Source organism: Neobacillus ginsengisoli (assembly GCF_030813055.1).
Genome location: NZ_JAUSTW010000012.1, coordinates 1 through 11,584, shown reverse-complemented (window position 1 = coordinate 11,584; position 11,584 = coordinate 1). Strand labels below are relative to the sequence as shown.

At 37.8% G+C, this 11,584-nt stretch carries 14 protein-coding genes and 1 pseudogene; 12 read left to right on the top strand and 3 right to left on the bottom strand.

The window, feature by feature from the left end:
• Positions 1-2: 2 nt before the first annotated feature.
• The 4 genes and pseudogenes from truA to J2S10_RS27550 form a co-directional block, all read left to right on the top strand.
• Entirely contained in the window at positions 3-743 is a 741-nt protein-coding gene (gene truA, locus J2S10_RS24585; RefSeq protein ID WP_307413384.1) for a tRNA pseudouridine(38-40) synthase TruA, read from the top strand.
• A gap of 306 nt (positions 744-1,049) precedes the next feature.
• A complete protein-coding gene (gene rplM, locus J2S10_RS24580; RefSeq protein ID WP_307413381.1) occupies positions 1,050-1,487 on the top strand; it encodes a 50S ribosomal protein L13 in 438 nt (145 codons plus the stop codon).
• Between the two features lie 20 nt (positions 1,488-1,507).
• A complete protein-coding gene (rpsI, locus tag J2S10_RS24575) occupies positions 1,508-1,900 on the top strand; it encodes a 30S ribosomal protein S9 (RefSeq protein ID WP_307413378.1) in 393 nt (130 codons plus the stop codon).
• A gap of 272 nt (positions 1,901-2,172) precedes the next feature.
• A pseudogene (locus J2S10_RS27550) lies at positions 2,173-2,274 on the top strand (recombinase family protein); the annotation flags it as partial.
• Positions 2,275-2,897: 623 nt separating this feature from the next.
• On the opposite strand, the gene J2S10_RS24570 reads toward J2S10_RS27550, so the two are convergent.
• Entirely contained in the window at positions 2,898-3,143 is a 246-nt protein-coding gene (locus J2S10_RS24570) for a helix-turn-helix transcriptional regulator (RefSeq protein WP_307413376.1), read from the bottom strand.
• Positions 3,144-3,300: 157 nt separating this feature from the next.
• Here J2S10_RS24570 and J2S10_RS24565 point away from each other — a divergent pair, with 157 nt between their 5' ends.
• The 6 genes from J2S10_RS24565 to J2S10_RS24540 all read left to right on the top strand — a co-directional run bounded on the left by J2S10_RS24565 (position 3,301) and on the right by J2S10_RS24540 (position 8,630).
• Positions 3,301-3,534 (top strand): hypothetical protein, encoded by a 234-nt coding sequence (locus tag J2S10_RS24565; RefSeq protein ID WP_307413374.1) that lies wholly within the window; start codon positions 3,301-3,303, stop codon positions 3,532-3,534.
• Between the two features lie 610 nt (positions 3,535-4,144).
• Positions 4,145-4,852, top strand: a complete 708-nt coding sequence (locus J2S10_RS24560) for a hypothetical protein (protein ID WP_307413372.1) — start codon at positions 4,145-4,147, stop codon at positions 4,850-4,852.
• A gap of 329 nt (positions 4,853-5,181) precedes the next feature.
• Positions 5,182-5,901: a YebC/PmpR family DNA-binding transcriptional regulator gene (locus tag J2S10_RS24555; protein WP_307413371.1), complete on the top strand. Its 720-nt coding sequence runs from the start codon at positions 5,182-5,184 to the stop codon at positions 5,899-5,901.
• Positions 5,902-6,131: 230 nt separating this feature from the next.
• Complete coding sequence (locus J2S10_RS24550; RefSeq protein ID WP_307413369.1) at positions 6,132-6,575, top strand: YbaK family protein; 444 nt, start codon at positions 6,132-6,134, stop codon at positions 6,573-6,575.
• A 112-nt stretch (positions 6,576-6,687) separates the two neighbouring features.
• Positions 6,688-7,419, top strand: a complete 732-nt coding sequence (gene cwlD, locus J2S10_RS24545) for an N-acetylmuramoyl-L-alanine amidase CwlD (protein WP_307413367.1) — start codon at positions 6,688-6,690, stop codon at positions 7,417-7,419.
• A gap of 158 nt (positions 7,420-7,577) precedes the next feature.
• A complete protein-coding gene (locus J2S10_RS24540; protein WP_307413366.1) occupies positions 7,578-8,630 on the top strand; it encodes an Mrp/NBP35 family ATP-binding protein in 1,053 nt (350 codons plus the stop codon).
• A gap of 50 nt (positions 8,631-8,680) precedes the next feature.
• Here J2S10_RS24540 and gerD read toward each other — a convergent pair whose 3' ends face one another.
• On the bottom strand, positions 8,681-9,313 hold the full coding sequence (gerD, locus tag J2S10_RS24535) for a spore germination lipoprotein GerD (protein ID WP_307413364.1): 633 nt from the start codon (positions 9,311-9,313) through the stop codon (positions 8,681-8,683).
• A 148-nt stretch (positions 9,314-9,461) separates the two neighbouring features.
• Between gerD and J2S10_RS24530 the strand changes: the two genes are divergently transcribed.
• Positions 9,462-10,145 carry a KinB-signaling pathway activation protein gene (locus J2S10_RS24530; RefSeq protein WP_307413363.1) on the top strand — a complete coding sequence of 228 codons (684 nt, stop codon included), beginning with the start codon at positions 9,462-9,464 and terminating at the stop codon, positions 10,143-10,145.
• 29 nt (positions 10,146-10,174) lie between these two features.
• Here the strand turns inward: J2S10_RS24530 and pdaB are convergent, their stop codons facing one another.
• Positions 10,175-10,927, bottom strand: coding sequence for a polysaccharide deacetylase family sporulation protein PdaB (gene pdaB / locus J2S10_RS24525; protein WP_307413360.1), 753 nt, complete (start codon positions 10,925-10,927; stop codon positions 10,175-10,177).
• Between the two features lie 139 nt (positions 10,928-11,066).
• Here pdaB and J2S10_RS24520 point away from each other — a divergent pair, with 139 nt between their 5' ends.
• Positions 11,067-11,297, top strand: a complete 231-nt coding sequence (locus tag J2S10_RS24520) for a hypothetical protein (protein ID WP_307413357.1) — start codon at positions 11,067-11,069, stop codon at positions 11,295-11,297.
• Positions 11,298-11,584: the final 287 nt, after the last annotated feature.

Below are 11,584 nucleotides of genomic sequence, written 5' to 3'. Positions count from 1 at the left end.
AAATGCAAAGGTATAAGTGCATTATTTCATATGATGGTTCGGGCTTTTCCGGTTACCAGATCCAACCGAAGAAGCGAACGGTACAAAGCGATATTGAAGCGGTTTTAACCAAAATGCATAAGGACAAGCGTGTTTTGGTTTCCGGTTCCGGAAGAACGGATGCAGGAGTTCATGCGAAGGGTCAGGTTATTCACTTCGACTCTCCTCTTCCGATTCCGGAGAACAAATGGGTCGTAGCCCTCAATTCCATGCTTCCAGAGGATATTACGGTCCTATCTATTGAGAAAGTAAGTCCGTCATTTCATGCACGTTTTGACGCAATAGGAAAAGAATATCGCTATTTCCTTCATCTTTCCGCAACGAGGGATCCATTCAGGCGTAACTTTGCCTATCAATATCCTTATCCTTTAAATATAGATGCCATGCGTGAGGCGAGCCGATATTTATTTGGAACACATGATTTTTCCAGCTTTTGTTCTGCTAAAACAGAAGTTGAAGATAAGGTGAGGACCATTGAAAAAATTGATTTGACGATGGAAGGCGAACTACTGTTATTTCGCTTTGTCGGAAATGGCTTTTTGTATAACATGGTACGTATCCTTGTTGGTACATTATTAGAGGTGGGAACAGGTGCACGAGAGCCAAAGGAAATTCTCGATATTTTAGAAAAAAAAGACCGTCGTTACGCCGGAAAAACGGCTCCGGCTAACGGTTTATATCTTTGGAAAGTATTTTACAACTAATTTTATACTGTCAAGCTCCAGCGTTTGTCGGGGCTGACCAATGTGCTTCCTCTTTTCTTACTAACAACCTAACCTGGTGTAACATTTTCTTGACATTCAGCCCAGGAGAATTTATTATATTATATGTGTGTGTTTTTAATCCCACGATAAAGCCCCGGAAAGTCTTCATCGTGATTGAAAATATATGTTTAGAAAATTAAGCGCATAATGGTGATTGACGTTCATTCCCGGAACAGAATCGAACGGAGATTGCTTATAATCGTGCGAGAAAATAATCTTTAACGGATTTAATTAGGAGGGAAATTCATGCGTACAACGTTTATGGCAAATGCCAACAATATCGAGCGTAAATGGTACGTTATTGATGCAGAGGGCAAAACTCTTGGACGTCTTGCTTCAGAAGTAGCATCAATCTTACGTGGTAAAAATAAACCAACTTTTACACCACATGTTGACACTGGTGATAATGTTATCATTCTTAACGCTTCTAAAGTTGAATTAACAGGTAAGAAACTAACTGACAAAATTTACTACCGTCACACAAATCACCCAGGTGGTTTAAAACAAAGAACTGCTTTGGAAATGCGTACTAACTATGCTGAGAAAATGATCGAACTTGCTGTTCGCGGCATGCTTCCAAAGAATTCTCTAGGACGCACAATGTTCAAAAAATTACATGTATATGCTGGCGCAGAACATCCGCACCAAGCACAAAAACCTGAAGTTTACGAACTTCGCGGTTAATTAAGAGGGAGGGAATTAACTTGGCACAAGTTCAATATATTGGTACTGGCCGTCGTAAGAGCTCTGTCGCACGTGTGCGCTTAGTTCCAGGAACTGGTAAAATTGTAGTTAATGGTCGTGACATCGTAGATTATATCCCATTCGAAGCTTTACGTGTTGTTGTAAACCAACCGTTAGTAGCTACTGAAACTGTTGGCAGCTATGACGTTCTTGTAAACGTAAGCGGCGGTGGATACACTGGTCAAGCTGGCGCAATCCGCCACGGTATTGCTCGCGCATTACTTCAAGCTGACCCTGAATATCGCCCAACTTTAAAGCGCGCAGGTCTATTAACTCGTGATGCTCGTATGAAAGAACGTAAAAAATACGGTCTTAAAGGTGCTCGTCGTGCGCCTCAGTTCTCAAAACGTTAATTATCAACATTTCAAAGGCTCTCAACCAATTTGGTTGGGGGTCTTTTTTATGGCTAAACGAATAGGGGTGCAGTCTTCCCTAGTAAAAACCATGTTATTATTATCAATGTTATTCATGGATGCCATAATCGCTTCTTTTGGGCGTATACGCCACTTTTTCAGAAATGAAAGCGTTGGGCTGTCCAAACTAATTAAGCGCTTAGATTGAGCTTTTTTAGGCTTTTGAATAAGGAAATCACCTTCATTATGGAAAAGAGTCTATGGTAGACGAATTGAAGCTGCTGGAAACACATTCTAACAAACAGATAGAGGAAACAACAGGGATAAGCAAAAGTACGCTGATTCGGGCCGAAAAATGCGTCCGGGAGAGATAATTAGGTTTAATGATATATTTGGTTGATCATGCTTGTGTTTTTTAAAAATATCTATAAATTAGAACTGGTCCCTCGTAACAATCGACATTCTTTTTTCAACTTTAGAAGGAAAAAGCCCTAAGTTATGCGAATTATGAAAGTTCTAATCAAACGTTTGATTAAGAAGGAAAAATGGAGAACTTTGTAGGATAATGTATAGTGGATTGTTTTATTAGGTGTGTAAAGAAGTAAAAGAGAATTTCCCGGACAATAGTCGACATTCTTTTTTCTAGAATGGCAAGGAAAATCCTTATCTAAAAGGGCTCGCGGGAGATCTAATCAAACGTTTGATTAAGAATAGAAAACGGTGAAACCAGTCGAAGAATGTATTTTTTAGGAGATATACCGATCTGAGACAGGTGCATAAATTATTTCTTACGCCAACTCTATTTATATAAATTGGTGAAAAACTGTCCTCAAGACAACGGTACATTGAAAAATATAAAGCCCAGGTTTGAACGCCTGGACTTTATTATTTTGTTCCTTCAGTATATTTAGTATAAATGGTGCGGGCGAGAAGCCAAATTAAATATGCAGCAACTAATATACTCATTATGTTACCTATCATCTTACAATCCCTCCTGTTACATACTCCAAAAATCATCATGGTTTATGTTTTTTTGGGTTAGTTTCCGCAAGGCGTTAATGATCTTTGTTGCATTTCTCATATTGGGGGCAAATTCATCACCCTGGCATATCCGGCTAACAGTGGATTTACTTACCCCGCTTTCATTGGCCAAGTCTTGTTGATTTATTTCGTTTTCCTCTAAAAATTTGGCTAGCTTAGATCGGTGTCGTTTCCCCAGGTTAAACCAGTTATACAAAAACACGTTTTCCCACTCCTATTTGGCTTTTTTATCAGCATAGCCACAATTCCAATTTTCTAAACTTAAATGAAATACAGAAAGTTGGAAACATGGACAAGCGGTGTCTCATATCTTTTACAAAGGCGTCTTAGGGCGTCACGAAAGGTAAGGGGGAATATATATGTATCGTCCGACTGTACGCTATGAGTCTTTACGATCAATTAGGGTGGTAAAGGTGAAGGGGAAATACGGCACATATTTAATTAAAGATTGGGAGCAATATGAAAGGGCAATTGGAACTGTTTTTATCTTGGTAGCGATCGTGGTAATCATTAGGCTTATTAAGGTAAAAATATTTGATTATGAAGACTGTTATATGGAACTTTCCTTTATAATGAAAAATAAAACGAAGTGAACCAGCCTCAAATTCAACGTAGTCCCAAGTAAGGGGTAATAACTCACCTTTACGAGCTCTAATATAGATTAAAAAGTAAAAGAGAACGTAATCACGTAATGATAATTCATTTTTTGTTAACGCCAGAAATTGTTTTATCTTTTCCTTTTTCCTGAGAGGGGCCGATCGGTTCTCCTTTTTGGTTCGTATCGCTGGGCGATACAGCTTTCAAATAAATCCAAAAATGGCGTATTCTTGTTCAATCTGACAATGAAGAGCTTATAGCGGTACGCGATACAGCAAGCCCCTAGACGATACAGCTAAAGGTCTTACGTATCAACAAAAAGAAAGATTAGAAGGATCAAATGAAACAGAGCTTGCGATATCCGATACATATGATAATTTACCCCATGATACTAATTATTTATATGAGTTTTAACGTTTTTAGCCAATGAGCTCGGAGCTGCACGTAAAATGAATGTCCACCTGACAAACGGTATGTCTCTGCATCTCTTAACATAATTTGGGACCTGCTTTGAAGAGCTCGGTAATACATCCCATGTATCGGCTGGCGATATGACTTGCAAAAAAATCCTAAAACCCTCATATTTAATATAAAAGGAGGTCCGATATGCGATATGATATACAACCGAATGAACGTTCTTTCTCTTCCAAGGAGGTTGCAGAAGAAGCGGGAATTGCAACACCCACCGTTCGAAAGTATGGCCAAATTTTAGAACGAAATGGATATGAGTTTTTAAAAGATGGAGACCGGCGTATCTTTGTTCAATCCGATATCGAAGCACTTATAGCGTTACGCGATACGGACAAGCCCTTAGACGATACAGCTAAAGACCTTGCATATCAACAAAAAGAAAGATTAGAAGGATCAATTAAAACAGAGATTGCGATACCCGATACATATGACAATTTACCCCCCGATCCCCATCAATTAAAAGAGATATTAACTTTTTTAGCCAATGAACTCGCAGCCACACGTGAAATGAATGTCCAAGTGATAAACGATATGTCTCAGCTTAAAACATCAGTTTCCCGGCTTCACCAAGATCATCATGATTTAAGTTCTAATATTGGAAATTCAGCGCAAAAAACAAATGCTAAAATTGAAAAATTATCTGAACAACAAAGGACTCATTACGAAACATTGCTGCAACAAGAAAAACAAAAAAGCGAATTCTTACAAAGAGAAATACAAAATATGCGGGACGAACAGAAAAATGAATGGCGTTCACAAAATGACTTTAATAAACGTTTAGAAGGAGCGATACAAAAACCAAATGAAAAATGGGGGTGGCTTTTCTCCATATTCCGTAAATAAGGTGCCTATATAAGACACTTTTTTGCTTAAATGTTGACATGATAAGAATTGTTTTTTCCGTGTTTCTTCATATAAAAACACACATAAAAGAGCGAAAAAAATACGGTCTTAAAGGTGCCCGTCGTGCGCCTTAGTTCTCAAAACGTTCATTTTTGGCATTTTAAGACTCTCAACCTTTACTGGTTGGGGGTCTTTTTTATGAATAGCATCAGCTTTTGACCACATTTTGTAGAAATTATGCAATTGTTGTATAATATTATCTGGAATGAAAGCAATCAATTTAAATCGTATTAATTGTTTAGATTCAAAGTGGAAAGAGAGTGTTCATAATGGGGCGTAAGTGGAACAATATTAAAGAAAAAAAAGCTTCAAAGGATGCAAATACAAGTCGTATTTATGCAAAATTCGGCGTTGAAATTTATGTAGCAGCAAAGCAAGGTGAACCCAATCCGGAATCCAATCAGGCTTTAAGGTTTGTACTTGAGCGGGCAAAAACCTATAATGTGCCGAAACACATTATTGACCGTGCGATTGATAAAGCAAAAGGCGGTTCAGAAGAGAGCTATACTGAACTTCGATATGAAGGCTTTGGTCCAAGCGGTTCAATGGTCATTGTTGATGCACTGACCAATAACGTAAACCGTACGGCATCAGATGTGCGTGCTGCATTTGGTAAAAACGGCGGTAATATGGGGGTAAGCGGATCAGTAGCCTATATGTTTGATGCAACGGCTGTTATCGGTGTAGAAGGGAAAACAGCTGATGAGGTGCTTGAACTTTTAATGGAAGCAGACGTAGACGTACGTGACATTGCCGAAGAAGATGAAGCGGTCATCGTTTATGCTGAACCTGACCAGTTCCATGCCGTACAAGAAGCATTCAAAAATGCGGGTATAACTGAATTTACAGTAGCGGAACTAACGATGCTTGCCCAAAATGATGTAACCCTTCCGGAAGATGCACAAGCGAAATTTGAAAAAATGATTGATGCATTAGAAGACTTAGAAGATGTCCAGCAAGTTTACCACAATGTCGATCTAGGCGAATAATAAATCAAAGTTTAAAGGCTTTCAATCCTATTATGGTTGAGGGTCTTTTTATTTTAAAAAAATAAAATTTTTGATCTTTCACGTAACAAAAATTAATGACGCCTTAAAATAAAAAAATCTCTCTTTCCTACCAACTTTTGGGGCTTAAAAAATTGGAAATGGAAAACGGTGAGTACTTTGCATTTCTTATGAACAAGGGATGAAAAATAGTTCTAAGAGGTGAAAAGTGAGTGAATGTAATTACAACCTTTAAAGAAAAGCGTCGGGAAAAACAAATTAAATACGAGCGTTCCGTTTTACGGGACTTATCCATCAATATGTTGAAGGAAAGAGTTAAACAATATTTCGGTTCAACGAGAATTGCTTCGAGCTTTGTTATGAATACCGGAATTGAGGAAGCTTGTTATGATGTTGCTCTTGAGGCTTATTTATTAGGAGCGAAATTTAGTAAATTCGGCTACCACGGAGAAGACTTGGAGGAAGTTCGGTCACGCTGCAATAAAGAAGAGAACCATTTGATTGATACTTTGTTTAACTTTTTACTTTATTGGGGGAATGGCGAAGAAGGAACCATGAGTGAATCCCTTTATTATTTATGTGAACAGTATGTTCATGTCTGGTGGAGGGAAGGGTTTGATAAAGGCCAAAGACGTCATAAGCTCCGCCTACACTAATTTGATAATTGTCCGTCTCTAGCGCCCAATGGCGTTAGAGCATTTCTTTCTTCCTGTTCTAAAAAGTGTTCTTGTCCCATATAGTTAAATGAACATGGACGAGCGGGAAGGAATGATTTGGTTGTTAAAGCGAAGATTGAAAATCATCGGTTTTTCTGTAGGATTAATTATTTTATTTCTTATTCTACAACACGATTTTATGGAAAATGATTCGTGGAAATCATGGAATCTTCCATTATCAGGGAAAATCATTTTAGTTGATCCCGGACATGGTGGACCCGATGGTGGTGCCGGAACCGATCAAACACTTGAAAAAGATATAGCCTTATCAATTTCATTAAAAGTAAGGGATTATCTTCAACAGCAAGGTGCTCTTGTGAATATGACACGCGATTCAGATATCGATTTAGCGGATCCTGATACACGGGGCTACAGCAGAAGAAAAGTGGAAGACCTAAAAAAACGATTAAAATTAATTAATGATGCTGATAATGATTTTTTTGTAAGCATCCATTTAAATGCCATTCCTTCTTCCCGATGGAGCGGCGCACAAACCTTCTACGCTCCCCAACATGAAGAAAATGCAAAGGCGGCAAAATTTATTCAAGATGAGCTTCGCAAAAACTTGGGGAATACCACACGTAAAGCAAAGCAGTTAGGTCAAGTATATATATTAAAAAATGCGAAAAAGCCCGGAGTATTGGTTGAAGTAGGATTTTTATCAAATCCTAAAGAAAAGGCGAATTTAAAAAAGGATTCCTACCAAGAAAAAGTGGCGGCATCGATTTATAAAGGAATAATTCGTTATTTTACGAATGAAAAAGAAATAAAAGAAAAAGATTAAAGAAGGTGCGATAAACACCTTCTATTTTTTTACATGTATATTAAAATGGAGTTTCAAACGTGAAGATGTGTTTGTGTGTGATTCATTTAACTGCTTCCATTAACGGATATGGTATACTGAATAATGGAAACGAATTCATATGGTGAGGTGTTTTATAGATGTTAACAGAAGTGAAAATACAAGAGGTACTTGGCAGCCTTAAAGAGCCATTTTTACATAAAACATTAGCTGAATTAAATGCCATTGAGGAAATTAAAATAAAAGAAGAAAAAAACCACGTAAGTGTTAAAGTGGCAATCGCCAAAACAGGCACTGCCGAACAATTACAGCTGCAAACACAAATCGTCAATTTGTTAAAAGAAGCAGGCGCTGAAACTGTGGGCATCCGTTTCAGCGAGCTTTCTGAAGAAGTATTAGCGCAGCATCGTCAAACTGCACCTGAAACAAAAGAGAAAAGCCTGCTAACATCTGATACAACTTTTATCGCCATTGCGAGCGGAAAAGGCGGGGTAGGTAAATCAACCGTTTCAGTAAATCTGGCTGTTGCCCTGGCCCGTTTAGGTAAAAAAGTCGGGTTAATTGACGCCGATATTTATGGTTTTAGTGTTCCTGATATGATGGGAATTACAAAAAGACCTGTAGTAAGAGGAGAAAAAATCATTCCCGTTGACCGTTTTGGCGTTCAGGTCATATCTATGGGCTTCTTTGTCGAAGATAATGCACCTATTATCTGGCGCGGTCCGATGTTAGGAAAAATGTTAAACAGCTTCTTTAATGAAGTGGAGTGGGGAGAGCTTGATTACTTGCTATTAGATTTACCGCCGGGAACGGGAGATGTCGCATTAGACGTTCATACAATGCTTCCGGCGTGCAAGGAAATCATCGTGACAACCCCGCATCCAACTGCTGCATTTGTAGCTGCACGTGCAGGTGCGATGGCACTTCGGACTGACCATGAGATTCTTGGTGTTATTGAAAATATGGCGTATTTTGAAAGTAAGCTGACCGGTGAGAAAGAATATGTATTCGGTCAAGGCGGCGGGGATAAACTGGCAGAGGAATTAAATACCGAAGTTCTTGGACGCTTACCGTTGAATCAACCGGATTGGAATGAAGGGGACTTTGCACCATCGATCTATCAAGAGGATCATCCGTTAGGAAAAATATATCTGGAAATCGCTGAAAAAGTTACAAGTCTGATTAAAAAATAAATTAATGAAAGGCTGACCCTTGGTTTAAATGGTCAGCCTTTTTATTTGGTTTACGCTCCGCTGCTGGATTGTCCTCCGGCTTTATTTTGCCCGCTAGATTGGCTTCCTCCTGAATCGCTTTTTCCGCTAGACTTGCCTTTCAAATCCTCTGCTGCCTTTATAAGTATATCTTGGATTTTAACTTTAAAAAGCGGACTGTCCACTGTTTCAGTAATCACTTGTTGAAGGTGTGCACGATAGTCTTTACTTTTTAGAGCATCAGTCAGCTCTTGCTGAATGGCGGGCTCTTTAAAAACTTGAATCATCATGTTTCTGTATTCTGGATCATTCATTAATGCTTTAAGTAATTGTTGATTTTCGGATTTCATGTTTTTAGCGACACCCTGAGCAAATTTAGCGTCACTAAAGGTTTTTTTCCAAAATTCTGTTGCTTTATCAGAAGTAAGGGTTTGCTGAATGGTGTCAGTTACCACCTTTTGATCCATAATCAGTTTTTCTTTCATTTTGTCATCCGACATAACATCTTGAATTGCTTTCTTACCCTCATCTGTTTTGAGAATATCAACGACCATTTTTTTGGTTTGGTCGTAATCCACTTGTCCTCCACTACTTGACTCTTTCGAAGAACAGCTCGTTAGAAACACCATAATGAGGAGGAGGAGCAATGTACTTTTTACTTTCATTGAAAAGCTCCTTTCACATAAGAGTCCTTAATTTTAGGATGGAGAAATTAAGCCTAGATTATTCGTAAGTAAATTCTAAATGTAGATTTTTAAAAATTGGATTGGTACAATCAAAAGGAATTTATTTTTAATTTTGGAGGAAAAAAGTGTGACAAGCCGCAATTGGGTAAAATTGTTTATGACCACATTATTAATAGGCGGGCTCACGACGGCTATTGTGGGTTTTATTGTGCGCTGGAATGAGTTTCAGCCCTATTTTACTGAATTTAGAATAATCGATATTCTCTCCACTACAATTTGGTTAATTGTTATGGGGTTTCTTTTTAGCGTCATAAGCCAAATGGGATTTTTTGCGTATTTAACCGTACATCGGTTTGGCTTAGGCATTTTTAAATCCGTTTCATTATGGAATGCTGTTCAAGCCGTGCTTATTTTATTTGCTTTATTTGACTTAGTTTATTTACGATACGTTAATTTTGCCAAAACGGGTGATACAATTTTACCGTATTTTCTTCCCGCGGTAATTCTTTTGTTGGGCGGTCTGATTGTTGCTTGGTTTAAACTTAAGCAAACCAATCAATCGGCTTTTATCCCGGCTCTCTTCGTCATGATCGTTGTGACATTAGTGGAATGGGTACCAGTTCTTCGGGTGAATGAAAAAAGTTGGCTTTATCTTATGATGTTTGCATTAATGGCCTGCAATGCATACCAATTATTAATACTTCATAAACTGAATTCACGATCAGAGCAGGATAGACAGAAGCGTGTTCTTCAATCCGGTGCTGCAAATGATATCCCGAAAAATAAAATGAACAAAAAACCGTCCATTTAAAATGGGCGGTTTTGTTATTATGAAGCCTTCTAATTAATTTCCTTCGACTGTACATTCCCATTAGCAATCATTTCAGAAGCGGATACAAGCTTTAATCCTTTGGTGCGAATATCCTTTAAAATTTGCGGCAGTGCCATTGCGGTTTGTTTTGCTGAATCTGAGGCGTGAAGAAGGACAATATCACCTTTAGTTGCCGTTTTCACATTTTTAACGATTGTATCTACACCTGGATTGGTCCAATCCTTTGAATCCACACTCCAATGCACGACAGTATATCCGTTTCTTTCAGCAATCTTTAAGGTTCGCTCGTCAAAATGACCTGTCGGTGCTCGTAAAAGTTTAATATCCTTAACATTCAACTTTTTGAAAACTTCTTGTGCCTTTGAAATATCTTTGCTTATTTCAGCATCCTCTAAATCCTGATAATCAACATAAGCGTAGCCAAGAATACCAATTTCAAAGCCATCTTTTTCGATCCTGGTTACAATATCGGGATGCCTTTCTGCCCAAGATCCTGCCAAGAAGAAGGTAGCAGATTTTACGTTTTCCTTTTTTAAAGTATCTAAAATAGGCTCTGCCTTTTCATCACCCCAACCGATATCGAAGGTGAGTGCCAAGTCCTTTTCTCCCCGATAAACAGCCTTTGGGCCATCCTTGGTTGAAAAGACAGGAATTTGAGCAAGGTTTTCCATGTAGAGGAACCATGCTGTAAAAAATGCAGCAATTAGAATTAATGAAATATTCTTTAAAGCCTTTCCGTTTAATACAAAAAAGAAATTCATGAATACCACCTCGTCCATTCCATCCTTGTCTAAACCTATGCTTGTTTTTTTAATAATATGATTTGAGAATTTAATTATAAAATTCAAGGAATTGGAAAAGACTACTAGAACTAGATATATTTCCACAGGTGGTGCTTCAATGATAGGATTTTTAATTAATGACAAGGAAATAAAAGAAATGGAATATTTAATCAAACGGGAAATGGACGAAATTTTATTTGATCTTAGGGATGAACGGATTGATCATATAGTTAAAAGAGCAATGGAAGAGCGATATAAGGTGCTGTTTACATTATTTAGAAGGGTTGCTTCACCGAATGAATGTTTAAAATATATAAGAAAAGACAGGAAAGGTAGAAAAAAAGGATAAATTGAAAACTTCATTTTTATTTTATGAAATTCAATTGACAATTATATATTATCTTGGTATATTAATAAGCGTCGCTGCTGACAATAAAACGACTTAAAAAAAGTTGTTGACATTAAGTTTTGCAGATGATATATTAATAAAGTCGCTTTTGGGCGATGGAGTAAATAGCTCTTTGAAAACTAAACAAACAAAATCGTGCAAACAAACAATAACTATCAGTGAATCTTTCGTATGAAAGTGAAGCTGAGCCAACGTAACTTTTATGAGCTAATCAACTTTCTTGGAGA